A 25,092-nucleotide genomic window follows, 5' to 3' on the forward strand; every position below is an offset into this window, starting at 1 on the left:
GCCCCCCGTTTCGCCAGCGCTCAACGCCTCCCCTGACGCGCGGGGGAGGATAAACGCGCTCCGCGTCAGCGAAGTGCAACCCGATCCTCCCCCGCCCGCGGGGGAGGTGCCCGAAGGGCGGAGGGGGGGCTTCACGGATGACCGAACGAGAAACCGCCCGCCCCTTGCCGCCCCGCCTCCCACATGGCACAGCGATTTTCATGGCCGACACCTCTCTTTCCCCCGTCCTGCCGATGTTTGCGGAGACACCCTCCAGCGTCAGCTTCAAGAAGCTGCGCAAGCGGCTCGTGCGCGGCGCGCTCGAAGTCATTGAAACTTATGGCCTTGTTGACCGCCGGGCGATCGAGACGGGCGAAAAGCCCCGGCCCAAATGGCTGGTCTGCCTGTCGGGCGGCAAGGATTCCTACGGCCTGCTTGCCGTGCTGATGGACCTGCAATGGCAGGGCGCCCTGCCGGTCGACCTGATCGCCTGCAATCTCGACCAGGGCCAGCCCGGCTTTCCCAAACACATCCTGCCCGACTGGCTGACGAAAAATGGTGTGCCCCACAAGATCATCACCGAAGACACCTACTCCATCGTGACGGAGAAAGTGCCCGAGGGCCGCACCTATTGCTCCATGTGCTCGCGCCTGCGCCGGGGCATCCTTTACCGCGTCGCGCGGGAAGAAGGCTGCGAAGCCATCGTCCTCGGCCATCACCGGGATGACGCGCTCGCCACCTTCATGATGAACCTCATCCATGGCGGTCGCCTCGCGGCAATGCCGGCCAAGCTGCTCAATGATGAAGGCGATGTCCAGGTCTTCCGCCCACTGATTACGGCGGCAGAGGCCGATCTCGCCAAGTTTGCCGAGGCGATGGAATTTCCCATCATCCCCTGCAATCTCTGCGGCAGCCAGGACGGGCTCCAGCGCGTGGCGATGAACCGCCTGCTGAATGAGTGGGAACAGAAGAAACCCGGCACAAGGCAGGTCATGGCCCGGGCGCTCGCCAATGTGCGCCCGAGCCATCTGCATGATCCCCGCGTCTTCGACTTTGCCGGCCTCACGCTCGGCGGTCAGGGCGAAGACGACCCCAACGTCCCGTTCTGACTCAGGCTTTTTCCATCGCCGGCGGCCAGGCAATGCCTGTCTCCGGGCGGTGGGCCGGATAGTCGGGCGCGTCGCGGTATTTCTTCAGCTCATTGCGGGCAATCGCGCGCAGGTGAACTTCATCCGGCCCGTCTGCCAGGCGCAATGTGCGAATGCCCGCATAAAGCTCCGCCAGCCCGAAATCATCGGTCACCCCGGCACCACCATGGGCCTGGATGGCGTCATCGATCACCTTCAGCGCCACACGCGGCGCAGCCACCTTGATCATGGCAATCTCATTGGCGGCGCCCTTGTTGCCAACCGTATCCATCATATACGCGGCTTTGAGTGTCAGCAGGCGCGCCATCTCGATGTCCAGCCGCGCTTCACCAATCCTCTGTTCCCAGATGGACTGCTGGTAAAGCGCCTTGCCAAAAGCCGCCCGCGTCAGCACGCGCCGCGCCAGTTTCTCCAGCGCCACTTCGGCCGCGCCGATCGTGCGCATGCAGTGGTGGATCCGCCCCGGCCCAAGGCGCCCTTGTGCAATCTCGAAGCCGCGCCCTTCCCCGAGGATGAGGTTGGCAACCGGAACACGCACATTCTCCAGCAACACTTCAGCATGGCCATGCGGGCTGTCGTCATATCCGAATACCGGAAGCATACGAACAATCTTCACGCCGGGCGTGTCCATCGGCACAAGGATCTGACTCTGCTGGCGGTGGCGCTCTGCATCCGGGTCCGTCTTTCCCATCACAATCGCCACCTTGCAGCGCGGATCGCCCACACCCGAAGACCACCATTTGCGGCCATTGATGACATACTCATCGCCTTCGCGGATAATCGATGTCTCGATATTGGTTGCATCCGAAGACGCCACCAGCGGCTCGGTCATCAGGAAGGCCGAACGGATTTCCCCGCGCAGAAGCGGGCCCAACCAGCGCTCCTTCTGGAAGGGCGAACCATACCGGTGCAGCACTTCCATATTGCCTGTGTCGGGCGCCGAGCAGTTGAACACTTCAGAGCCGAAGGAAACCCGGCCCATGATCTCTGAAAGCGGCGCGTATTCGGCGTTGGTCAGTCCCGCGCCGCGGAACATGCCTTCGTCATGCGCTTCGCTCGGCGGCAGGAAAAGGTTCCACAAGCCTTCGGCTTTCGCCAGCTCCTTCAAGCGTTCCAGTACCGGATTGATGCCCCACCGGTCCTTCTCATGATGCGCTTTATAGGCCTCGACCGCCGGATGGACGTGCTGATCCATAAAGGTGGTAACGCGGTCAATGTATTCCTTCGTCTTCGGACTGTACTCGAACTGCATCTTCTCTCTCCGCTCTATATCTGGCGGAAATCCTGCGCCTCTGGCGCATGACGCGGAATACGGAGGATTGCGGAGTTCAGGCGAACCATCGCATCAATCTGGGCCAGTAGATCGCAAGCGACCCGGCCCTATAGACATAGCCCAGCACAAACGCGGCCCAGACGCCGGTATTGCCCCAGTGTTGCGTCAGCAGAATGTCCGTCACCAGGTAAGCCGCCATCGCCATAAGTCCGGCATTCCGGACGGCTGCGCCCTGCGTCGTGCCGAGGAACAAGCCATCCAGCTGCCAGGCGGCCACACCGATCAGAGGAACAGCTGCGCACCAGGGCAAATAGGCAAGCGCCGCGTCCCGCGCCACAGGATCAAGAATGAACCGGGAGATGATCACCCCGCCGCCTAGCCAGAATAGCAGCGAGAATGCGAGTCCGCAGGCAATGGAAATCTCACTCGTCACACGCATGGCTCGCAACAGCCTCGCCCGGTCCCGCGCTCCGAAGGCTGCGCCAGCTTCCTTCTCAGCCACGAAAGCAAATGCATCCAGTACGAATGCCGAAACAGCAATGAACTGCAGAAGCACCTGATTGCCCGCAAGATTGGCCGTTCCCTGCCGGGCGCCCGATCCAACAAACCACGCGAAAATAAAGAGCAGCGCCAGCGTCCGGATCATGATGTCCCGGTTTGCGCTGAAGAGGGCGACCAGCTTTGCCCGGTCAAACAGGTTTGCAACAGGCCGCAATGCGCCCCGAACAAGAAGCAGGCCAAATCCCAGCGCGACCCATTCGGCAATCGCAGTTCCCGCCCCTATCCCAGCCGGCCCCATGTCGAACGCCGCGACGAAGAGGTAATCTAGGCCGCCATTGAGGGCATTCATCACAATCTGTACCGCCAGCAGGGCGCGTGTCCGCCCCGTCCCGATCAGCCAGCCGGTGACCGCGTATCCCATCAACGCCGCTGGCGCCCCCCAAATGCGGCCCCAGAAATACTCCGCCGCGCCAGCTTCCACGGCGCTTTCGGCATGGAACAGGCCAAGCGCAAAGCGGGAGAGAAGTGGAAAGCTGAGCAGGATGAGTGCCCCCAGCCCGCCACCGAGCAGCAAAGCCCGCAACAGGATTGCCTTCGTCTCTTCTGCGTCGTTTGCCCCGTCCGCTTGCGCCGTGAGGCCGGTTGTCGCCATACGGAGGAAGCCAAAGCCCCAATAGATGAAGCTGAACACCACGGCAGCCAAGCCAACCGCCGCCAGATCCACCGCAGACCCGAAACGCCCCATCACGGCGGTGTCAACGATGCCGGTTGTCGCCGTCGCCACCTGAGCCAGCATGATCGGCCAGGCAAGCGCAAGAGCGCGGGAGTGTGTAAGCTGCGACGGAGTCATGACCGGCGGGGCTTAGCCGGTTTACCCCGGCCGGGAAACGCTCAATCGCTGCCTGCTTCCAGCGTCAGCGTGTAAGGAATGAATATCTCCAGCTCCAGAGGACCAGAGGGTTGGGTCACGATCCGGCTCTCCAGCCCCGTCAGCACGACCTTGGTTCCGGTCAGGCCACCAAACTTTCCACGCCAGTTCGACACTTCGGTCGCAATGTCGGTCATCAGGTCTGCCCGGTGCTTGGCTACATCTCGGGCGCCGATGAACTGCTCATCGCCCATGTAGGCTTCCGCTCGCCCCGTGATCTCGACAGAATCCACAAACGCTTCAGCACGCTTCATCAGAGCTTCGAAGGACTCGTCCTTCCGTGTGTCGATGTTGAGGGTGAGAGTGAAGCGCCCGGTTCCGGAATAATCTGCCGAGTAGACATCTCCGAACAGAACCGTATCGATATCTGCTGTCGACTCTCCAACTGTGCCGCCGGAGAGGCTGAAGCCGTCCGTTTTTGCAGCTCTGGCCTTCAACCGGTTGAACATCGTCTCCAGCTCCTTGCGCCGCTCGCCGGTGTCCCGCGTGGCGCTCTGGTAGCTAACCGAAACAAGGACAAAGTCAGCCGGGATCTGCCTGTAAACAGCCGGCGCCGCGCGCATGTCATCCGTATCAATACGGTTTGCAGTGACAATAATGCGCTCCATATCCTGAGCAGCCGTAGGCAGGGCAAAGATCGCAGCAAGAGCTGCCGCCGCAAATCCAAACCTCAGATGCATGAAAAAACCCTCCCTGTTCTGACAGGGAGGGTCTGCTTCTTCCTTCAGGCTGTCAATCCAGCCGGGAGCTTACTTCCGCCAGATAGCGGCCAGCGCCGGGTCTTCCACGCCGCCTTCATATTTGCGCAGCTCATGGCGACCAACCACCATGTGGTGCACTTCATCCGGGCCGTCGGCCAGGCGCAGCGTGCGCTGGCTGGCATACATGCGGGCCAGCGGCGTCCATTGCGACACGCCGGTCGCGCCGTGGATCTGGATCGCGTCGTCAATGATCTTGCACACGCGCTCGGGCACCATGGCCTTGACCATGGAAATCCACACGCGGGCTTCCTTGTTGCCCAGAACATCCATCGCCTTGGCAGCTTTCAGCACCATCATGCGCATGGCTTCAATCTCGATGCGCGCGCGGCTGATCACTTCGGTATTGCCGCCGAGCTTGGCGAGCTGCTTGCCGAAGGCTTCACGCGACAGGCCACGGATGCACATCAGGTCGAGCGCCTTTTCCGCCGAGCCGATGGAGCGCATGCAGTGGTGGATACGGCCGGGGCCAAGGCGCAGCTGCGAAATCTCGAAGCCGCGGCCTTCGCCGAGCAGCATATTTTCCTTCGGAACACGGACATTCTCGAAGCGCAGGTGCATGTGGCCGTGGGGCGCATCGGGATCGCCGAACACATGCATCGGCCCCATGATCGTCACGCCCGGATGGGGCAGCGGCACCAGGATCTGAGACTGCTGGCGGTTCACATCCGGCCCGTCATTGGTCTTCACCATGGTGATCATGATCTTGCAGCGCGGGTCGCCGGCGCCGGAGATGTAATACTTGTCGCCGTTGAGCACCCACTCATCGCCTTCCAGGACAGCGCTCATGGAGACGTTCTTTGCATCCGAAGACGCCATGCCCGGCTCTGTCATTGCGAAGGCGGAGCGGATCTTGCCTTCGAGCAGCGGCTTCAACCACTGTTCCTTCTGGGCCGGCGTTCCGACGCGCTCGAGCACTTCCATGTTGCCGGTGTCGGGCGCCGAGCAGTTCATGCTCTCCGAAGCGAGCGAGTTCTTGCCGAGTTCGGCGGCAATGTAGGCGTAGTCGAGGTTCGACAGGCCTTCGCCGGTTTCAGCGTCCGGCAGGAAGAAGTTCCAGAGGCCCTGCTTCTTGGCTTCGTCCTTGGCTTTCTCCAGGCATTCCAGCTGGCCGGGCGCATAGGACCAGATGTCCTTGTTGCCTTCTCCGAGGCGATAGAACTCCTCGCTCATCGGCTGCACGGTTTCGGCAATGAAGCGCTTCACATGCTCGTAAAGCGGGCGGGCCGCGTCTGACATGCGCAGATCGTTCAGCTCTTCATAGGCATCAGGCGTTTGTTGTGTGTCAGCCATGGCTCTGTTTCCTCTCTGGATGGGCTTGGTTCTGTAATTTCCCTGAAGGCAGGGTAACTGAGATGGGGGCCAGCGCGCAAACGCTTTCACCCCCTCGTGACGCGCGGGAAAATGCGATAAGGCGCGAGATATGAGCCCGTTTATCGCCTTTGCGCTGCTGGTGACCGTCCTGATCACCTCGTTCATTTCCGGCATTTTCGGTATGGCCGGCGGACTGATCCTGATGGCCGCGCTGACGGCGCTGTTGCCAGTGGCCACTGCAATGGTCGTACACGGCGCTGTTCAGATGGTCTCCAATGGATACCGGGCAATCCTCTGGCGGAAATATGTCGACTGGAAGATCTTCCGCCGCTACGCGATGGGTTCGGTCGCCGCGATCCTGCTGCTGTTTGCAGTCTCCTGGCGCCCGGAGGCAACTGCGGTCTACCTGTTGCTGGCAGTTGCCGCTTTCACCGTCTGGATCCCCAAGAACTGGATCGACATTGACGTTCAGCGGCGCGGCCAGGCGGAAACCGCCGGCTTCCTCCTGCAGATGATGAACACGCTGGCCGGTGTCACCGGCCCGCTGCTCGATATCTTCTTCGCCCGAACGGTGATGGACCGCCGCGCCGTGGTCGCTACCAAGGCCGTCACTCAGGTCTTTGCCCACCTCGTGAAGGTTGCCTTCTGGGGCTCGGCCCTTTGGTCGGCGGAAACGCTGAACTCCCTGCCGCCAGCCTGGTTCTTTATCGCTGCGGTTCCGCTCTCCATGCTCGGCACAACGCTGGGCGGTAAACTGCTGGAGAAGATGACGGATATCGACTTTCGTCGCTGGATGCGCCTGCTGGTCACCGCTGTCGGCGTCTTCATGCTGTCCCGCGCCGCAGGCTGGCTCTAGGCCAGCAAGGGCAGCGCCTTCAGGCAGGAAGCCGAGGCGAGCAGGCGAAGACATCCACATCACAAAGCCGACATAACGCCGGGTAACACTATTCGGCTACTTTATTTTGTGAAACAAATTCATCACCCATAGTGATAGTCTGAAAACCCTGTTCCTCCCCGGGGCCTTGCCATGAATCTGAGAGCGCTTGATCTCAACCTCCTGCCGGTGCTGGAGGCAATCTATGCCGAACGCAGCCTGACGCGAGCGAGCGAGGTGCTGCACATCACGCAGCCAGCCGTCAGCAATGCGCTGTCGCGCCTGCGCGCGCATTTCGAAGACCCGCTCTTCGTCCGCGAAGGCCGGGGCGTGAAGCCAACCGCGATGACTGAAGCGCTGATGCCTGCTGTGCGTGAGGCATTGGACAAGCTGCGCACCGGGCTGGAGCCGCGCTCCGTATTCGAACCGTCACGATCCACGCGCGTGTTCAACATTTCCTGCCGGGATGCGAGCGCGCATATCCTGGCTCCGCCGCTTGCGCAGAAGCTGGAAGCCCAGGCGCCAGGCATCCGCATCGCCTGGAGCCAGATACACAGGTCAGCTGTGTCGAGCGAGCTGGCGTCCGGTCGGCTGGATCTGGCGATCGACATTCACGATCTGCGCGGCCCGGAACTTGAACGCACGCTTCTCTCATCTACCGATTATGCCTGCATGCTGGCCAAGGATCATCCGTTAGCGGATAAACCCCTGACGTTGGATTCGTTTTTCGGACTTCGCCATATTGCCGTTTCCAGCCGCCGGGAAGGACGCTGCCTCATTGAGGAAATGGCGCGATCCAGGGGCTACCGGATCACGCCCGTTCACCGCCTGCCCCATTATATGCCTGCCATTGAAGTCGTTCGCGGCACGAGGCTGGCGCTGGTGGCGCCGCAGCCGGTAGCAGCGTCAGCCGGTCTTGCCGTGTTGAAACTGCCGTTCGAGTTCATTTCTCCCGGCTCGGTACTCTATTGGCACAGGGAATACGCTCAGGACCCGGCGCTGATGTGGCTGCGCAGCATCATTACCAATCTGTCGAAGACGCCTCACTAAGCCCGGCGGTACTCCTCATCCCGGACCAGCGCGAGCCTGTCGCGCACGGTTTCCGTATCATAGCCGAACGCCTCAAGCGCCATACCGGCCATCTGAAGGCCGGACTCTACCGCTTCTGGTACAACATGCGCCGCGCCTGCTTCTTCCAAGCGGCCCGCATGTTCACCGTCATGCGCACGCGCGAGGATCAACATTTCTGCATGCAAGCTGCGTGCGCATCGAACCATCGTCTCCGCGCGAACCGCATCATCCACGGTGACGATGAACTGGTCCGCTTTGCCGATGCCGGTCAGCTCAAGGATTTCCGGCCGCGCAGCGTCACCCACATAGGCCGAGAGACCGTCGAGCCGAGCCTGATGCACTTTGGCCGGGTCCCGATCGAGCGCAACAAGCATGACTCCCTCGCTGCGGAGCACATGAGCGACAGCCTGCCCGACACGGCCATACCCGGCAAGAATGACATGGCTTTCAAATTCCGCCGGTTCTTTGAGTTCCATTCCATTGGCGTCGGGCGCTTCGGTCCGGCGCAGAGCAAGCCGGCGGCCAAGCTGGCCTAGAAGTGGCGTCAGCAACATCGAAAGCCCGGCAACCGCCGAGACGAACGCGGCAAGATCCGGCGTAATCGCACGCCCAGCCTGGGCCGCCGTCAGCACCACGAACGCAAACTCCCCCGCTGGAGCGAGCAGCAGGGCCGCCTCTATCGAGACTGGATGCCGGCCCGCAAACAAACGGCAGGCAAGATAAGCGATGCCAACCTTGACGACGATCAGCCCGGCGAGTGCAGCAAAGATCCAACCGATCTGGCTGGCGATCGCAGGCAGGTTAAGTCCCATTCCAACAGTCATGAAGAACAACCCCAACAGCAATCCCTTGAAGGGCTCAAGGTCGACTTCCGTCTGGTGCTTGAACTCCGTCTCCCCGACCAGCAGGCCCGCCAAGAATGCCCCGAGCGCTACCGAAAGACCGGCGCTGTAGGTAATGGCACCGGCACCGACCACCGTCAGCAGGGTCAGCGCCATCAGGAAGTCCCTTCCCCCACTGGCGGCGGCAAGCCTGAACACGCGATCCAGCAGGAAGTTTCCAACGAACCATATGACCGCAACAGCAATCAGCCCCCGGATGAAAGCATCCAACAGGACGCCGCCCAGATTGGCGCCGCTCTTAAGGGTTACAAAGCCGACGAAGATCAGGATGGGCGCGACCATCATGTCCTGGAAGAGCAGAACGCCAAATGAGGCCCGGCCCGCCGGCAGGGCCGCGCGGCGTTCCTCCACCAGCACCTGCATGACGATCGCCGTAGATGACAGTGCCAGCGCAAGCCCGAGGATCATGGCCGTGGCAAGATCCAGCCCAAGCAACACGCCCGTTGCCGCAATTGCGACAGCGCTCAGAATCGTCTGCACAGATCCCGCTCCCAGCACGACCCGTCGCAGGGCCCAGAGACGCGCAAATGAAAACTCAACGCCCAGCAGGAACAACAGGAACAGCACGCCCAGTTCCGCAAAGGGCATCGCCGCTTCAGGCTCGGTGATCGAAAAGTATTCCAGAAACGGATAGTCCTGCGCAAAATGGCCGAGCGCAAAAGGCCCCAGCGCGATGCCGGCAAGCATGAATGCGATGATGGTCGGCATCTTTAGGAGACGCATGGCCGGAACAAGAACGCCGGCCGCAATCAGAAAGACCAGAAGATCCTTGATCAGTGTCGGGTCGGGCCCGTGTGCTGCGCCATGCTCCATAGGCGATCCTTCCCCTGTTGTGTGAGGCGATCACTATGGCAGTTCGGCGGGTGTCTTGTCAGCCCCGCCGGTTGCGGAAGAAGCTGCGAAGCAGATCGCCTGCCTCTGCGTCGTGCAGCGGGTCCTGGCGCCATTCAGGACGCCAATGGCAGGTCGGCTGCTCAAAGAAGCGGCCACCGTTCATCACCGCGCCCCCCTTCACGTCTTGCGCAGCAAAGACCAACCGGCTGATCCGCGCGAAGCTGATGGCGCCGGCACACATAGCGCAGGGCTCTAGCGTGACATAGAGGTCGAGCCCGGTGAGGCGATAGTTCCCGAGCTTCGCCGCCGCGGCGCGCAGGGCGATGATCTCTGCATGGGCGCTCGGGTCATGCGTTCCCACGGGACGGTTCGCCCCCTCCCCAACGATCTGTCCTGTCGCGGGATCGACGACGACAGCGCCGACCGGCACTTCGCCGTCCGCTGCAGCTTCACGCGCCAGTTCAAGGGCGCGGCTCATCGCTTCGATCTCAATAGTCATAAACAGGGAGATTGCGCCACAACCCCTGAAAGTAAAGGGAAGTTCGCCGACGAGCGTGCTCGGGCGACGTGCCTGCGCTGACAATCATCGGACCGGCGCGCCCACCTTGAGTTCAACCCGCAGCGCCACAAAGGGCTCGACGCTGCGGTTCTCGGCAGAAGGCGGCCTCTCTGGGGCAGCGCACTTCCCAGCATCGGTAGCCTCCAATAACACCGGCCAGGACCGTAACAATTACGGCCCTGGCTCAACGAAAACCTTATGTGTTTTCCGCCGCCGCCTAATCCACCAGCGTCGGTCGGATGGCATCAATGGCCGGTCGGCGCGCAAGAATCTTGTTCCGGCCATAGGCGGCGTTGGCAACGGGAAGCAGGCGCTCTGCGTCTGCCATTGCAGCGCTGAGAACGTCCGCCGACTCCACCACCCTGTCGAGCCAACCTACGGGCACTGCCTCATCCGGCGAATATAGCCGGCCCTGCACCATCGCCTCGGTCATGTACATCGGGTTCAGCCGGTCGCGCGGCATCTCGACGGCAAAGCCGGGCAGCGTCATCCCGATTGCCGTTTCATTGGCGCCGATCTTGTAGGGCCCCCGCGCGCCGATCCGCGTGTCCGCGCCCAGCAGGAGGAACGAGCCCATCGCGATAGCATGGCCGGTGCATGCGGCGATCACAGGCTTATCCAGAGTAAACAGACGGAAAACGAGCTTGCCGCCGCCATTGACGAGCCGCCGGACATCCTCCGGCTCGGCCGACGCAAGGAACTTTAGATCGAAGCCCGCCGAGAACTTTTCAGCCCGCCCGGCCAGCACGATGACCTTTGCCGCAGCCGCCTCGTCCAACGCGGCATTCAGCGCATCGAGCATGGTGAGGCTGATGGCGTTCGCCTTGCCGTCGTCCATGGTGATGAGGGCAATGTCGTTCTCGATTTTGACGGTGGCAGTCACAGAGCGTCTCCTTGGTTGCGCATCCAGACAAAACTCTAGCGTGAGTAGATATCAAGCCCTTGCGCAGGGTCAGGCGACTCACCGTTGTCATTCTGCCGGAGGCGCCCTAGAGGCTGGGACAAAGAGTGGAGGATCCCCAGCCCAATGCGCATCATCGCCGGACAGCACAAGGGCCGCAGCCTTTCCGCACCGAAGGGCATGACCACGCGGCCAACCAGCGACCGGACGCGGGAAAGCGTGTTCAATATTCTGGCCCATGCAGACTGGGCGCCGGACCTGGAAGGCGCGCGCGTGATCGACCTGTTTGCAGGCTCCGGTGCGCTGGGCCTGGAAGCAATGAGCCGGGGGGCGGCGTTCTGCCTGTTTGTTGAGACCGACCATGGCGCCCGCGGCGCAATCCGCGACAATATCGAAGCGCTCGGGTTGTTCGGAAATACCCGCCTGCACCGCCGCTCCGCAACAGACCTGGGCGAGAAGCCAGCTGGCGTTGGCAGCCCCTTTACGCTCGCCTTCCTTGACCCGCCCTACCACAAGAACCTAGTGCAGCCGGCACTGGATTGCCTGGTAAGCGGAGCATGGTTGACGGAAGATGCCATCGCGATTGTCGAAACTGGCTCAGATGAAACGTTGATGTTTCCCGGCTGGGAACTCATCGACACGCGCGACTTTGGCGCGGCCCGTGTTCAGTTTCTCAAGCAGGCCTAGCTAGCCGATCAGATCGCTGGCAATGCAGCGCTTCACGCCCCGCTCGATCTTGTTTGCGTGAAAGGTGCCACCGCCACCGACGGCGTAAAACATGTAGCCCTTGGGCGCCCTCTGTCCACGAAAGCAGGATGTGCCCGTTTCCGGATATGTGAAGCAAGCTTGGCCATCTTCCGTGATCTGAAGGAGACCTTCGGAAAACCCACCGCCAAACTCGTAGAGCGTCCTTCCGCCAGGCTCTACACACTCATTCCAGGGCTGACCGGTCTGCACGACGACCCCGGACATTCGGATGCCAAAGAGCTCCGCCTGCATTTCCTCGACGCTCAGCGGTTCATTCCCCGCCCGCTTCTGTTCGGCGTCAGCAATCGGCGCGAGAAAGGCCATACACACCATAAACGAGGCAAATAATTTCATTCGGCACACCCAATGGAAAAACACACCCACGCAGCAAAACCATTAATACTCAACCTCACCACGCTTGACCTATGCTTTAATTGAGGAAATTTGGATATTTAGAGGCGCTAAGGAACATTACTGAGACACTTTGCGCATGTTTAAGCACTGTCGCGGATGCAAACAATCCAACCGGTATTAACCGTCCTCCAATTCTCTTGGGCTATGAGACTTACCTTGAGAGATAGAGCGGACTACCGTCATGAGCCTGAACGTCGCTGAAGCCAAAACCGCTGCCCCCTCGCCCGAGGCAAGAGGTGGCCAGGAATTTCGTGACGCATGCAAAGCTGCGATCAGCGTTTTCCAGCTCAGTGAAAAGTACAAAACAGCTCCGTATCCGCACGCATATGCTGTCTGGTTTGCATATACAACCAAAGCGGACCCTGAACTTGTCGCTGAGATTGACGAGTTGCTGCTGACGAAAGACACACTGACAGGTTATGATATCGACCTGCTGTTCCAAGCCTATCTGATTGAAGATACCGGTGTGTTTGCAACCCATGATATTGGCCAGGCAATCGGTGATGAAATTCACGAAGTGCTCGGTGTAATCAGCGAGAGCCTGGAACAAACCAGCAGTTTCAATAATCGGCTTGCGCACTTCGAGCAGGATATTCCGCAAGCCCTTTCCGCCGAAAAGCTCAGCGCAGTCGTAACGAACCTGATCGAAGAAAATCGGCGCATGGCAGCGATCACAGACCAACTGAGTCAGGGACTCAGCCGGTCCCAAGAAATGATCTCCACACTGAATCAACAGCTCAACGAAGTACGCAACCAGTCGCTTTGTGATGCTCTTACCGGCGTTCTGAATCGCCGCGCCTTTGATCGGGCTTTGGATGAAGCCGTCGAACGCGCTGGCCGGCTGCACCAGCCGCTTTGCGTCGCAATGGCAGACCTCGATCATTTCAAGACTCTCAACGACACGCACGGCCATCTATCTGGAGACGCTGTATTGCAGGCGTTCGCCGGCGTCCTCTCCGGCGATATTGAACATCCCGAGGCGGTCGCCCGCTATGGCGGCGAAGAGTTCGCACTTATCCTGCCCGAATGCGATCTGATGACAGCCTATAACCGGCTTGTCTCCATGAAGCACAAGTTCAGCAAAATGACCCATCTTTCTGGGGATGGAAATCAGGTAATCCCGCCGGTTACGGCATCCTTCGGCCTTGCACGCCTGGAGCCTGGAATGTCAGCCCGTGACCTGATGCAAAAGGCAGATGCATACCTGTACGAGGCGAAGTCGAAAGGCCGGAACACGGTCAAAGCACAAGGTATCGGCTGAAGCGATCGCCTCCCCCCACAAAAGACAACGATGACGCGGGAAAACTGATCGCGCGAGCAAATCCGCGATGAAGGTTCCTATTCTACCTGCTGGGTCGAGCCACCTCGACTAGCCGTGCGCGAAGAGCCAGACGCCGCAGCGAAGGCCTGCGCCATGCCGCGGTAGAATGTGATGCGTTCTTCCGCTGCCGGATCAAGCAAAACCATCCGGTCTGCACCGAACAATTGCTCTGATTTCTTTCCTTCGTGGGCGATCTTCATGATGTCAGACCAGATATCTGCCGGCAAACCGCCGCCGGTAACCCGCTTCATCGGGCTATCGTCATCATTACCAACCCAGACGCCGCCAACATACGCTGCCGTAAACCCAACGAACCATGCATCTCGGGATTCCTGGCTCGTGCCGGTCTTTCCGGCAACGGACCAACCGGGGATGCGCGCGCGCGCGCCAGTTCCGTGAGCGGAATTTACAGCGCGCATCAGCATAGCATTCATTTCTGCTGCGAGGTCTTCAGCGTATACTCTGTCCCGCTCTGAAGCTGGGTGCTCATAGTACATGGCGCCGCGGGAGTCCGTGACCTTCTGGATGATATAGGGATCAAGCCTGTAACCGCCGGTCTGGAACACGCCATAAGCCCGCACGAGCTCCCACAGGCTGACAACCTGGCTACCGAGTGCAATGGAAGGATAAGGCTCCATCTCGCTCGTGATGCCGAACTTGTTCGCGAGTGAGACGATGCGCTCCGGATTGACCTCAACGCCGAGCTCGGCCGCAATCGTATTGGTCGACCTTGCGAAAGCTTCGACCAGCGTCATCGGCCCATGATATTCGCTGCTATAATTGGTCGGCTGCCATTTGCCGATCGTTATCGGGCGATCATTGAAAACATCATACGGGGAGTACCCGTCCTCGAGCGCGAGCGCGTAGACGAATGGCTTGAAGCTGGAGCCGGGCTGGCGCTTGGCCTGCGTCACGCGATTGAAGGGGGAGGCTGCGTAGTCGACGCCGCCCGTCAGCGAGACAACCGCTCCATTGCGGTCGAGGATCAGGCTGGACGCTTGCCCTGCAGAAACAGACTTCCCATCTTTCGCCATGCGGGCGCTGATCTTTGCCTCGACCCTCTTCTGAATCTTCGGGTCGATCGTCAGGGTAACGACGGCATCTCCCGGCACTTGCGGCAGCATTGCCTTGAGGCGTTCAGCAGCAATATCGAGCGCGTAGCCTAGCTCCACATCGTACTTCGGCGCATCAATGATAGTAATCTTGGCGTCGCGGGCCGCTGCGGCCTGCTCCTTGGAGATGAATTTCTCCCCTTCCATCTCCTTGAGCACGTAGAGCTGGCGCGATTTGGCGCCCTCAAGATTGTCGCGCAGGTTCAGTTTGGAGGGCGCTTTAGGAAGCGCGGCCAGAAGCGCGGCTTCGTGAATTTCAAGTTCAGCGGGCGGTTTTCCAAAATAAAAGCGCGAGGCTGCGTCGATGCCATAAAGGCCCGCGCCAAAATAAATCCGGTTGAGATAGAGCGACAGGATCTCGTCCTTCGACATCTTCTTCTCAAGCTGCCGGGCGAGCGTGATCTCCTGCGCCTTGCGCTGCATGGTCTGGCGCGCATCCAAGACCAGGTTCTTGATAACCTGCTGAGTGATGGTCGAGGCGCCCGATACGGTTTCACCGGCAGCCGCATTGGAAATGGCGGCGCGGGCAATGGCGGCCTCATCAGCGCCGTCGTGTTCGTAGAAGCGCTTATCCTCTGCCGCGATAAACGCCTGCGGCACATGCTTTGGCAGCTCCGCCACCGAGACGGCGCGTCCATAGCGCGGGCCCCGCACGGCGAGCGTGTTGCCTTCAATATCGACAAACTCGATGGCGGGCTCACGCTGGGCTTGCCAGAGCGCTGCCGGTTCCGGCAGTTTTGGCATGCCAGTGTGCAGGCTTTGCCATTTCCAGAAAGCCCAGCCTGCCCCGCAAAGCAGGATGAAGCCAACTGCCAGCAGCAGGATGCGGACGGGGCTCAGCTGGCGCACTTCCAGTGCCTGCGCGGGCACCCGGATAACACGGGGCATTCTGGGCGGATTGGGACTGTCCGTCATGGCGATTGGGCCCGGTCTGGCTACGCTTTTGTGCCTCGAAACCGAAACGTAACTGATAGAAGATTACGGCAGGGTGAAGGCATCTGCTGGCATAGGGACAATTACAGTATTTGCCTTGTTGCTGTCAGAGTGCAGGGTGAAGATACAATAAAATGCACACGCAGCCCCTTTGATTCTGCTGCCGGGAGGCCCAAACATGCGCAAATACCTGTTTCCCATCCTTGCCGCATGCAGCGCGCTGACACTTTCCGCCTGTGGTCAAAAGGCTGAGGCACCGGAACCCGTCGTTCCCGCAGAAGCCCCCGCTGAGCCCGATGGCCCGGCATTTGACGTTGAAGCGCTTGGCATCCCGACGGATGCGGACTCTATCGCGGATGGCCGGGTGATCGCCGAAACACATTGCGCAATCTGCCACGGCCTCGATCAGGATCCGCCACTGCGCACCGATGCGCCGCCTCTGCGCTATGTGCTGTCGCTCTATTCACCCGAAAGCCTGGCAGAAGACTTCCGCGCCGGCATTCATGTCGGCCATGAAGACATGCCCGACTTCGTGTTCGGCGACTTGGGCATGGATGTGCTGCTGGCCTATCTTGTGTCCATTCAGGAAACCCCACCCGCATCCGAATAAGGCTTCAGGCGAGCCCTGGCCGCCAGGCATCCTTCAGGTGGCCCGGTAATTTTCCTGGCGCAAGCACGATCAGGTCATAGCGCCAGCCGAAATCAGAGAACTTGGGCCGCTGTCCCATCCAGGCTTCAGCTGCGCGCGCAATCCGGTGCCACGACTGGACGCTGACGGATGCCAGCGCAACTTCCTGTCGGCTGCGGGCTTTCACCTCGACGAACGCGATCAGACGCCCCTTGCGGGCGATAAGGTCTATCTCACCCACGGGGAGCTTCACCCGTGACGCCAGTATCGAGTAGCCTTTGAGGCGCAGCCATAGCGCGGCGCGGCGTTCAGCCTGGCGCCCGCGCGCCTCGGCTGCGCGGCGCCTACCGTCAGCCGGCATTTTCCGACTTCAGCTGGAGCGCGCGCTGGTAAACTTCCCGCCGTGGCAACCCCAGCGCCTCGGCGACACTGGTTGCCGCTTCCTTGGTTGGCATTGAGGCCAGCGCATCGCGCAGCGCTGTATCGAGATCCGCCGCAGTTGCGACTTTCTCCTCCGGCGGCCCGGCCAGAATGACAATCTCACCCCTGGGCGGGCCTGCCTGTTCATAATGTTCGGCGAGCGCAGTGAGTGTCCCCCGCCGGGTTTCTTCGAACATCTTTGTCAGCTCGCGCGCAACGGCGCCGTCGCGGCTACCGCCCAGAACGCTCGCAAGATCTGCAAGGCTTTCTGCCAAACGCGGGCCGCTTTCATAGAATACGAGCGTCGCGGGCACGTGCTTCAGCGCCTCAAGCGCCGCTTTTCGTGCGCCCGATTTCGGGGGCAGGAACCCTGCAAACATGAACCGGTCACTGGGCAGTCCCGACGCAACCAGTCCCGCCAGCAAAGCAGATGCGCCGGGCACCGGGTAAACCTTCAGCCCCTGCTCCAACGCGTCGTGCACCAGCTTCCAGCCAGGATCGGACACCAGCGGTGTGCCGGCGTCTGAAATGAGCGCAATTCGCCCACCTTCGGCAAGACGGGAAAGGATCTGCGGTCTCCGTTCGGCCCCATTATGGTCATGGTAAGGGCTGAGGCGGGCTTTAATCCCGTAGGCGGACATAAGCTTGGCCGCCACGCGGGTGTCCTCCGCCAGCACCTCGTCTGCCGCGCCGAGAATATCGAGCGCACGCAGGGTGATGTCGCGAAGGTTGCCGATCGGAGTAGAAACAACATACAGGCCTGGCTGAACGGCAACGGGCTGTTGCCCGGCTGCGCGGGCGCCCATAGAGTCGCCACGGGCTGGAATCGAACTGGCGTCGGAAGGATCAGAAGATGACATTGTTGCCACCATTGCTCAGGAAACTCCGGGCGCCAAGCCTTGTGCTGGCCTCGCTGCTTCTGGCAACTGCATGTGCCTCCGCGCCCGCCCGCCCGCCGGTCTCGATTGGCACCGGCCAACCGCGCGTCGATCCGGTCACCGGCGAGCCTGTTCAAGCCAAGCCTGGTGAAGAAGTCGACGATCTGGCGCTGGAACCCTACCACCGAGACGATGGCGGCCTGACCCCTGATTTCATGGTTGGCAAGGATGTGAAGCGCGCTGCCGTGCTGCTACCCTTCTCTCACCCCAGCGCCAATGTGCGTACCGAAGCCGAAGCCATGTTGGCCGGCATCGAGCTGGCGCTGTTCGAACTCGCCGGCACAGATTTCATGATCCTTCCAAAGGACACAGCTGGGCGCGCCTCGACGGCTGAAGCCCGCGCAGACGAGGCCATCAAAGAAGGCGCAGACATTATTCTTGGGCCGCTGTTTGCGGCAAATGTCGGCGGCGTTAAAGATGCGGCAAGCCGCAAATCCCTCCCGGTCGTCGCATTCTCCAATGACAAGACAGTCGCCGGCGGCGGAGTTTACCTTGCCTCCATCATGCCGGAAGAGGAAGTCATCCGCGTGATGGGCTACGCCGCCAGCCGCGGCACCCGCACCTTCGTCTTCCTCGGACCCGACTCCACTTATGGCAAGCAGGTGGAAGCGGCGATGCGCGCCGAGGCGGCCAAGAATGGCTGGCGGATGGCATCGAGTGCCTTCTACCCCGCCGACAGCGGCGCAGGCGACCAGGCCCGCCAGATTGCCAGCGTGATCAAGGCAGAAACCGCTGTCTCCAGAGAGCGCATTGGCGTGATGATCCCGGAACGCGGCGTAAAGCTGCTCGCAGTCGCTCCGCTCCTGCCCTACAATGGCGTAGACCTCGGCAAGGTGCGGCTGCTGGGAACCAGCGCTTGGGACGACAGCTCCATCTGGCGCGAGCCGGCGCTGGAAGGCGCGCTTTTTGCCACGTCCGATCCCGACAATATGTCGACCTTCAAAGACACTTACCACCGGATCTATGGCCGCGCGCCATCTGACCTTGCGGCTGCGGCCTATGACGCCGCCGCGATGGCAGTAAGCCTTTCTACCGCCAGCAGGATCCAGCATTCCGGCGTGACCGATCCGAATGGCTTCATGGGGGTGAACGGCCTGTTCCGTTACCGTCTCGACGGCACCGCCCAGCGCGGCCTCGCCGTCAAGCAAATCAGCGGCTCTGGCGCGGCTGTCGTAGAGAAAGGTATTACCCAATTCCCCCCGGGTGGTAGCTAATTGGCCTGTCCCGCGGCTGATCCCAGCCCTTGCGGGCTGCGTTCAGGCGCCCCAAATGACCCCGCAACAGGGTGAAATAGAGTTCAGGCAGCAACTACATCATGAGCAAGCGCGACTATTACGAGGTGCTGGGCGTTGACCGCGGGGTCGACGAAAAGGCACTGAAATCGGCATACCGCAAGCTGGCGATGAAGTATCACCCCGACCAGAATGCGGGCGACCCGGCAGCCGAAGAGAAGTTCAAGGAAGTCGGGGAAGCCTATGCTGTTCTTTCCGATGCCCAGAAACGCGCGGCTTATGATCGCTATGGCCACGGCGCCTTCGAGAATGGCGGCATGGGCGGAAACCCGTTCGGCCAGGGCGGCAACCCTGAAGACATTTTCCAGGATCTCTTCAGCCAGGTGTTCGGCGGGGGCTTCGCCTCAGGCCGTAAGCGCGGCGGCCCGCAACGCGGCGCAGACCTGCGCTATGATCTCGAAATCACGCTTGAAGAAGCTTTCTACGGCAAGGATGAGACCATCCATGTGCCGCAGGCCGTAACCTGCCGCCCCTGCGACGGCTCAGGCGCCTCGCCTGGCACCAAGCCTGAAACCTGCGAGACCTGCGGCGGCCATGGCCGCGTTCGGGCGCAGCAGGGTTTCTTCACGATGGAGCGCACCTGCCATATCTGTCAGGGGCGCGGCCAGATCATCCGCAAGCCCTGCAAGAGCTGCGGCGGCAGCGGCCAGGTGAAGGAAGAACGCAAACTGCAGGTGAAAATCCCGGCAGGCGTCGAAAGCGGTATGCGTATCCGGCTTTCCGGCGAAGGCGAGCCCGGCACCAGTGGCGGCCCGAAAGGCGACCTCTACATCTTTGTCGAAGTCGTCGAGCACGACATCTTCGAGCGCGACGGCCCCAACCTCTATTGCCGCGCGCCCGTGCCTATGACGACAGCCGCCCTCGGCGGCGAAATCGATATCCCGACCATTGATGGCGGCCGCGCCCGCGTCGCCATTCCCGAAGGCGCCCAGACAGGCCGTAAGCTGCGCCTGCGCGGCAAGGGCATGCCAAGCGTGCGCGCAAACGCCCAGACCGGCGACCTCTATGTCGAGATGTTTGTGGAAACGCCTCAAAACCTGACAGCTCGCCAGAAGGAATTGCTGCGGCAGTTCTGCGACTGCTCCGGCGCCGATTGCCACCCCGAAAGCGAAGGCTTCCTTGGCAAGATCAAGCGTTTCTGGGGCGGCGACGGCGACGAAAAGCGCCCGATCTGATCCTCAACGCTGGCGAAGGCCATCCAGGAAGAGGCTGACTGCATCTTCCACCACGCTGTTTATTTCCTCCGCATCCGGAAAGTATCCGGGATTCAGCAGGGCGCGGTGCGCCATCGTTCCCCTGACCATTTCGAGGAAGAAATGTGCTGCGCGAAGCGGGTCGCGCAACTTCAATTCGCAAGCCTGCTCGCGATCGCGCAGGTATTCCGCCAGCGCATCGCGCACCTCGCTCAGTCCCTTTTCGTAGAACTGGCGTGACAACTCAGGAAACTTCGGCGCAAGCCCCAGTATGATGCGGTAAAGGCCGACTCCGGCAGGCGTGAGAAGCTGCGCGACGAAATTCTGACCGATGCGTCTCAAACCCTCCTCAGCCGGCGTATGGGCAGACAATTCCAGCGCCATAGCGTTGGACAGCTCCTTTACCCGACGCTCCACCACAGCCAGGAACAACCCTTCCTTGTCGCCGAACTGCGAATATAGCGTCGAGAGCGAGCCCCCTGCCCGCGAGACGATCTCCGCCATGCTCGCCGCTTCATATCCCTGCTCAAGAAAGACTTCCCTGGCCGCATCGAGAAATGCAACGCGCCTTTGCTCAGCCCGAGCCGAACGACCAGGCGCCGTGCTTTCAAGGGATTTGGCCTCTGGAGCAGACATCAATGCACTTTCACGCTTTGGTGTAATTGACATTACACTAATTGATAGTGTAATCAAGATTACAAGTCCGGCGCTCTCCCACGCCTGGCGGCAAAAAGCAGAACCAAATGCGTTCCCAGACACTTGCCTCGAAACCCGCCGCTCAACCGCTTCCTCCCAGTGTTGAGCCGGGCCCAGCGCCCTCCCAGACGCTTCCCCCCGATGCGACCGGCCCTGTTCCTCCCGTTCAGGCGCCGGCCGCATCGGCGGCTACTCGGCCCAGCTTCATCGAGAAGCACAGGAGGCCCATCATGATCGGCGTTGGCGTCGTCCTCGCCGTCGTGCTTGCCTGGAAAGGTGTTGAATGGTGGACGACTGGCCGGTTCGAAGTTGAGACCGACAATGCCTATGTCCGCGCCGACATCACGTTGGTTGCCCCGAAGGTTCAGGGGTATGTCGAAAACGTTGTTGTGAGCGACAATCAGGCCGTGAAAGCTGGCGACCTCCTGCTGCGCCTCGAAGGCGCGGACGCCGCCGCCAGCATGGAAGAAGCCCGCGCCACGCTTGCCGCGTCTGAAGCCGAAGCAGCCCGCGCCCGCGCGCAGCTTGCCTCCCTGAAATCCACTGCCGCTGGCGCCGCCGCCAGCCTCACCGCAGAAAACGACCGCTTGTCCGAACTGAACGCCGGCGCCGATGCGGCCAGCGCGAACGCACGCCTTGCCCAGGATGAACTCGCCCGCGACCGGCAGCTTGCTGAGCGCGGCTTCTTTCCGAAGGCCGGCATCGACACCGCAACCGCCAGGTTTGACGCCGCCAGCGCATCGGCCGAGCAGGCCAACGCCGCCGTCGTATCTCAAAACAGCCGCATCGCTGTGTCCCGCACAGCGCTCGCCCGGGCGAATGAAGACCTGAGCGCCGCTGAAGCCGCCATTGCCAGCGCGGACGCGCAAGTCGCGGCCGCCAGAGCGCGCGTCGACGCCGCAGCACTCAATTCCGGCCGCTTTGAAATCCGCGCGCCGGTTGACGGCATCGTCACCAACCGGACCGTGTCGCAAGGCCAACTGGTCAATCCTGGCCAGCAGACGATGGCGATCGTCCCCGTGCAGAACTCCTACGTCATTGCCAACTTCAAGGAAACGCAGGTCGGCAAGATGAAGCCCGGCCAGCCGGTTGAGCTGAGCATTGATGCGTACCCGGACATGAAAGTCCACGGCACCGTCGACTCGCTCGCGCCAGCCTCGGGCGGCCAGTTCAGCCTGATCCCGATGGATACGGCGACCGGCAACTTCACCAAGATCGTGCAGCGAGTGCCCGTTCGCATTTCCATTGCGGATGAAGCATTGGCGACCGGCCTGATGCGGCCCGGATTGTCTGTCGAAGCCACTGTCTCGGTAAAGCCAGCCCGGAACTGATGCCATGACTGCCGCGACGGCCACGCCCGGTGCTGGTGCCCCTGCCGGTGCAGGCGCTGCGCATGAGAAAGTGCCCCTGACACTTCACATTGGCTTCCTCGCCATGGTGATCGGCATGTTCATGTCGATCCTCGACGTGCAGATCGTGGCAAGTTCCATTCGCCAGATTCAGGCGGGCGTTGCTGCCAGCGGTGAAGAAATCGCCTGGGTGCAAACCGGATACCTGATTGCGGAAGTCGTCGGAATTCCGCTGTCAGGCTTCCTCAACCGCGTTTTCGGCATCCGCCGCCTGTTCATCATCTCCGCCGGCGCCTTCACAGTTTCCAGCTTTCTGTGCGCGCTTTCATGGGACCTTGACTCGCTCGTCGCCTTCCGCGCCATACAGGGCTTTGTTGGCGCCGCCATGGTGCCCACCACAATGGCGGCCGCCTTCACACTGTTCCCCGGTGGGCGTTCGATGACCCAGCAGGTCATGATCGGCATGGTAGCAACCCTTGCTCCCTCCATCGGCCCGACGCTCGGCGGATGGGTCACCGAACATCTCGGCTGGCACTGGCTCTTCCTGATCAACATCGTTCCGGGCATCGCCGCCTGCGTGCTGGTCTATTTGTTCGTCCCCAAACAAAAGGGTGATCTCAACCTTCTGAAACGGCTCGATGTGCTTGGCTTCTCGGCCATGGCGCTTTTCCTCGGCAGCCTGGAATGGGTTGTCGATGAAGGCCCTGCGGCGGGCTGGTTCAGCGATGGCGACATTCGCATTGCAACCGCCCTCTGCATCATCTCCGCAGCGATCTTCTTCTACCGCGCTTTTTCTTATCATACGCCGGTCGTTGACCTGAAAGTATTCGGCAACCGGAACTTCTGGTCGGGCTCCCTGCTCGCCACAATCGTCGGCTTCGGCCTCTATGGGTCGGTCTATATTCTACCGCTGTTCCTCGGGCAGGTGCGGGGCTTCTCCTCGCTCCAGATCGGGCACATCATGAGTATCTCCGGCCTCGCCATGTTCATCGGCGGCCCGCTTGCCGGCGCCCTCACCCGCAGGCTCGATCCGCGCATCGTGGTGGGCATCGGCATCGCGCTCGTGATGACCGGCCTTTGGGGCAACGCGCAGCTGACGCCGCAATCGGGCTTTGACGAACTCTTCTGGCCTCAGGCGTTGCGTGGCATGGGCCTCATACTGACCATGGTGCCGGTGTCGAACCTTGCGCTGGGAACCCTGCCCCCGCCACAGGTGGCGAATGCGTCGGGCCTCTTCACTGTCGTGAGAAACCTCGGCGGCGCGATCGGCATCGCAGCGCTGAACACGATGACCTATCATTTCACCGCCCTGCACGAGCAGGAACTCGGCAGCCGCCTCGACCCGTCTCGCCCGGAAGTGCAGGCCTTCCTGCAACAGGCAGAAGCCAACGCCGCCGCCCACGGTCTGGCAGACCCTTCTTCGACGGCAATCGCCCAGCTCGTCATGCGGATGAAACTTGAAGCGCTCACCATGACTTTCAACAACCTGTTCATGGCCATGGCGATGGCGTTCTGCTTCATCAGCCTGACCCTCCTTGTGCTGAAGAAGCCAATCAATGCGCCAGGCGGGCCGGCGCACTGAACAGCTAAACGTATGGCTCACCCTGCGTAAGCCAAAACGCATAAATCCCGCCGAAACTGACCCGGCGTCACGGCTTCCCATGCTCCTTACGCGCGCGTAAGCCTTTGGACAGACGACGCCAGAGCGCGCCTATCATAAGTCAGGGAGATACATCATGGCCGAAGCCTATATCGTTGATACCTGCCGTACGCCTCGCGGCGTTGGCAAAGTCGGAAAGGGCGCCCTCGCCCACATGCACCCGCAGCACCTTGCGGCGACCGTTCTCAGCCAGCTGGCCGAGCGCAACAAGCTCAACACCGAGACCGTTGACGACATCATCTGGGGCACGTCCAGCCAGCGCGGCGCGCAGGGCGGCGACATGGGCCGCATGGCCGCGCTCGACGCCGGCTACAATGTGAAAGCCTCCGGCGTGACGCTGGACCGCTTCTGCGGCTCGGGCATCACCACGGTTAACCTCGCCGCCGCGCAGATCATGTCCGGCATGGAAGACTGCGTCATCGCAGGCGGCTGCGAAATGATGAGCTACACGGCTGCTTCGGCGGATCCGAAAAGCCCGCCGATGATGGACGCTGGCAACCTGCGCCTGCGCGAACGTCACCCGCAATCCCAGCAAGGCTGCTGCGCGGATGCCATCGCGACGCTGGAAGGTATCGACCGGGAAGCCGTGGACCGCCTGGCTGTCGTCTCCCAGGAGCGCGCTGCTGTGGCCCTGAAAGAAGGCCGCTTCAACCGGTCCGTTGTGCCCGTTTACAACGTCGATGGCACGCTCGCCCTCGACCATGAAGAATTCCCGCGTCCGGGCACCACGATGGAAAGCCTGTCGGGCCTGAAAACCGTGTTCAACATGTTCTGGAACATCCCGGTCGACGACAGAGGCACCACCTATGGCAGCCTGATCGAAAGCCGCTACCCGCAGCTCAAAGGCAGCATCCAGCACGTTCACCATGCCGGCAACTCCTCGGGCGTTGTGGACGGCTCGGGCGGTGTGCTGATGGCATCCGACGCCTACATGAAGAAGCATAACCTCAAGCCGCGCGCCCGCATCGTTGCCACGGCGAACATGGGCGACTGCCCAACGCTGATGCTCAACGCTCCGGTTCCGGCTGCCAAGAAAGTGCTCGAGAAAGCCGGCCTCTCCGTCAACGACATCGACGTCTGGGAAATCAACGAAGCATTCTCAGTGGTCGCCGAGAAGTTCATCCGTGACCTGAAGCTCAACCGCGACAAGGTGAACGTGAACGGCGGCGCCATGGCCCTCGGCCACCCGATCGGCGCCACCGGCTCGATCCTCATCGGCACCGCGCTCGACGAGCTCGAGCGCACTGAGAAGCGCTACGGCCTCGTCACGATGTGTGCCGCTGGCGGCATGGCTCCGGCCATCATCATCGAGCGCCTCAGCGCCTGATCTTCGCTCGAAGCGACACA

Annotated in this window: 23 protein-coding genes; 11 read left to right on the forward strand and 12 right to left on the reverse strand. The window is 61.4% G+C overall.

Translation table 11 applies throughout. The features are described from left to right. Positions 1-200 precede the first annotated feature (200 nt). Positions 201-1,088 carry a tRNA 2-thiocytidine(32) synthetase TtcA gene (gene ttcA / locus K1X12_RS00005; RefSeq protein WP_220988751.1) on the forward strand — a complete coding sequence of 296 codons (888 nt, stop codon included), beginning with the start codon at positions 201-203 and terminating at the stop codon, positions 1,086-1,088. Position 1,089: 1 nt separating this feature from the next. Here ttcA and K1X12_RS00010 read toward each other — a convergent pair whose 3' ends face one another. From K1X12_RS00010 to K1X12_RS00025, 4 genes are all read right to left on the reverse strand, one after another. Beyond that, positions 1,090-2,379 carry an acyl-CoA dehydrogenase family protein gene (locus tag K1X12_RS00010; protein ID WP_220985592.1) on the reverse strand — a complete coding sequence of 430 codons (1,290 nt, stop codon included), beginning with the start codon at positions 2,377-2,379 and terminating at the stop codon, positions 1,090-1,092. Positions 2,380-2,455: 76 nt separating this feature from the next. Then, positions 2,456-3,751, reverse strand: coding sequence for an MATE family efflux transporter (locus tag K1X12_RS00015; protein WP_220985593.1), 1,296 nt, complete (start codon positions 3,749-3,751; stop codon positions 2,456-2,458). A gap of 41 nt (positions 3,752-3,792) precedes the next feature. Further along, positions 3,793-4,509 (reverse strand): hypothetical protein, encoded by a 717-nt coding sequence (locus K1X12_RS00020; RefSeq protein WP_220985594.1) that lies wholly within the window; start codon positions 4,507-4,509, stop codon positions 3,793-3,795. A 69-nt stretch (positions 4,510-4,578) separates the two neighbouring features. Beyond that, positions 4,579-5,880: an acyl-CoA dehydrogenase family protein gene (locus K1X12_RS00025; protein ID WP_220985595.1), complete on the reverse strand. Its 1,302-nt coding sequence runs from the start codon at positions 5,878-5,880 to the stop codon at positions 4,579-4,581. Positions 5,881-6,010: 130 nt separating this feature from the next. Between K1X12_RS00025 and K1X12_RS00030 the strand changes: the two genes are divergently transcribed. Together K1X12_RS00030 and K1X12_RS00035 are read left to right on the forward strand one after the other, a co-directional pair. Next, positions 6,011-6,757, forward strand: a complete 747-nt coding sequence (locus K1X12_RS00030; RefSeq protein ID WP_220985596.1) for a sulfite exporter TauE/SafE family protein — start codon at positions 6,011-6,013, stop codon at positions 6,755-6,757. Positions 6,758-6,928: 171 nt separating this feature from the next. Beyond that, a complete protein-coding gene (locus K1X12_RS00035) occupies positions 6,929-7,825 on the forward strand; it encodes a LysR family transcriptional regulator (protein WP_220985597.1) in 897 nt (298 codons plus the stop codon). On the opposite strand, the gene K1X12_RS00040 is transcribed toward K1X12_RS00035, so the two are convergent. The 3 genes from K1X12_RS00040 to K1X12_RS00050 form a co-directional block, all read right to left on the reverse strand. After that, a complete protein-coding gene (locus K1X12_RS00040; RefSeq protein WP_220985598.1) occupies positions 7,822-9,561 on the reverse strand; it encodes a cation:proton antiporter domain-containing protein in 1,740 nt (579 codons plus the stop codon). The genes K1X12_RS00035 and K1X12_RS00040 overlap by 4 nt on opposite strands. Before the next feature lie 58 nt (positions 9,562-9,619). Further along, positions 9,620-10,081, reverse strand: a complete 462-nt coding sequence (locus K1X12_RS00045; protein ID WP_225907808.1) for a nucleoside deaminase — start codon at positions 10,079-10,081, stop codon at positions 9,620-9,622. 277 nt (positions 10,082-10,358) lie between these two features. Then, positions 10,359-11,024 carry a crotonase/enoyl-CoA hydratase family protein gene (locus K1X12_RS00050; protein ID WP_220985599.1) on the reverse strand — a complete coding sequence of 222 codons (666 nt, stop codon included), beginning with the start codon at positions 11,022-11,024 and terminating at the stop codon, positions 10,359-10,361. 144 nt (positions 11,025-11,168) lie between these two features. On the opposite strand from K1X12_RS00050, the gene rsmD reads away from it, so the two are divergent. Next, on the forward strand, positions 11,169-11,729 hold the full coding sequence (gene rsmD, locus K1X12_RS00055) for a 16S rRNA (guanine(966)-N(2))-methyltransferase RsmD (protein WP_220985600.1): 561 nt from the start codon (positions 11,169-11,171) through the stop codon (positions 11,727-11,729). Here rsmD and K1X12_RS00060 read toward each other — a convergent pair whose 3' ends face one another. Then, the gene (locus K1X12_RS00060; RefSeq protein WP_220985601.1) at positions 11,730-12,143 is read right to left on the reverse strand and encodes a hypothetical protein; all 414 of its coding nucleotides are present in this window, start codon (positions 12,141-12,143) and stop codon (positions 11,730-11,732) included. Between the two features lie 241 nt (positions 12,144-12,384). Between K1X12_RS00060 and K1X12_RS00065 the strand changes: the two genes are divergently transcribed. Continuing rightward, positions 12,385-13,464, forward strand: coding sequence for a GGDEF domain-containing protein (locus K1X12_RS00065; RefSeq protein ID WP_220985602.1), 1,080 nt, complete (start codon positions 12,385-12,387; stop codon positions 13,462-13,464). 77 nt (positions 13,465-13,541) lie between these two features. On the opposite strand, the gene K1X12_RS00070 is transcribed toward K1X12_RS00065, so the two are convergent. Then, positions 13,542-15,524: a transglycosylase domain-containing protein gene (locus K1X12_RS00070; RefSeq protein WP_220985603.1), complete on the reverse strand. Its 1,983-nt coding sequence runs from the start codon at positions 15,522-15,524 to the stop codon at positions 13,542-13,544. Between the two features lie 223 nt (positions 15,525-15,747). Between K1X12_RS00070 and K1X12_RS00075 the strand changes: the two genes are divergently transcribed. Beyond that, positions 15,748-16,179: a c-type cytochrome gene (locus K1X12_RS00075; RefSeq protein WP_220985604.1), complete on the forward strand. Its 432-nt coding sequence runs from the start codon at positions 15,748-15,750 to the stop codon at positions 16,177-16,179. A 4-nt stretch (positions 16,180-16,183) separates the two neighbouring features. Here the strand turns inward: K1X12_RS00075 and K1X12_RS00080 are convergent, their stop codons facing one another. Both K1X12_RS00080 and rsmI read right to left on the reverse strand, forming a co-directional pair. After that, positions 16,184-16,558 carry a YraN family protein gene (locus K1X12_RS00080; protein ID WP_220985605.1) on the reverse strand — a complete coding sequence of 125 codons (375 nt, stop codon included), beginning with the start codon at positions 16,556-16,558 and terminating at the stop codon, positions 16,184-16,186. Then, the gene (gene rsmI, locus K1X12_RS00085; RefSeq protein ID WP_220988753.1) at positions 16,548-17,423 is read right to left on the reverse strand and encodes a 16S rRNA (cytidine(1402)-2'-O)-methyltransferase; all 876 of its coding nucleotides are present in this window, start codon (positions 17,421-17,423) and stop codon (positions 16,548-16,550) included. Before rsmI ends, K1X12_RS00080 begins: the two co-directional genes overlap by 11 nt. A 47-nt stretch (positions 17,424-17,470) precedes the next feature. On the opposite strand from rsmI, the gene K1X12_RS00090 reads away from it, so the two are divergent. Together K1X12_RS00090 and dnaJ are read left to right on the forward strand one after the other, a co-directional pair. Beyond that, positions 17,471-18,769: a penicillin-binding protein activator gene (locus tag K1X12_RS00090; protein ID WP_220985606.1), complete on the forward strand. Its 1,299-nt coding sequence runs from the start codon at positions 17,471-17,473 to the stop codon at positions 18,767-18,769. Positions 18,770-18,870: 101 nt separating this feature from the next. Next, positions 18,871-20,022: a molecular chaperone DnaJ gene (gene dnaJ, locus K1X12_RS00095; RefSeq protein ID WP_220985607.1), complete on the forward strand. Its 1,152-nt coding sequence runs from the start codon at positions 18,871-18,873 to the stop codon at positions 20,020-20,022. A 3-nt stretch (positions 20,023-20,025) separates the two neighbouring features. Here dnaJ and K1X12_RS00100 read toward each other — a convergent pair whose 3' ends face one another. Further along, complete coding sequence (locus tag K1X12_RS00100; RefSeq protein ID WP_220985608.1) at positions 20,026-20,709, reverse strand: TetR/AcrR family transcriptional regulator; 684 nt, start codon at positions 20,707-20,709, stop codon at positions 20,026-20,028. Positions 20,710-20,966: 257 nt separating this feature from the next. On the opposite strand from K1X12_RS00100, the gene K1X12_RS00105 reads away from it, so the two are divergent. The 3 genes from K1X12_RS00105 to K1X12_RS00115 all read left to right on the forward strand — a co-directional run bounded on the left by K1X12_RS00105 (position 20,967) and on the right by K1X12_RS00115 (position 25,072). Beyond that, a complete protein-coding gene (locus tag K1X12_RS00105; RefSeq protein WP_220985609.1) occupies positions 20,967-22,067 on the forward strand; it encodes an HlyD family secretion protein in 1,101 nt (366 codons plus the stop codon). A 4-nt stretch (positions 22,068-22,071) separates the two neighbouring features. Beyond that, positions 22,072-23,667: a DHA2 family efflux MFS transporter permease subunit gene (locus K1X12_RS00110; RefSeq protein ID WP_220985610.1), complete on the forward strand. Its 1,596-nt coding sequence runs from the start codon at positions 22,072-22,074 to the stop codon at positions 23,665-23,667. Positions 23,668-23,821: 154 nt separating this feature from the next. Continuing rightward, the gene (locus tag K1X12_RS00115) at positions 23,822-25,072 is read left to right on the forward strand and encodes an acetyl-CoA C-acetyltransferase (protein WP_220985611.1); all 1,251 of its coding nucleotides are present in this window, start codon (positions 23,822-23,824) and stop codon (positions 25,070-25,072) included. Positions 25,073-25,092 lie beyond the last annotated feature (20 nt).

It is taken from the genome of Hyphomonas sediminis, assembly GCF_019679475.1.
Lineage (GTDB): Bacteria > Pseudomonadota > Alphaproteobacteria > Caulobacterales > Hyphomonadaceae > Hyphomonas > Hyphomonas sediminis.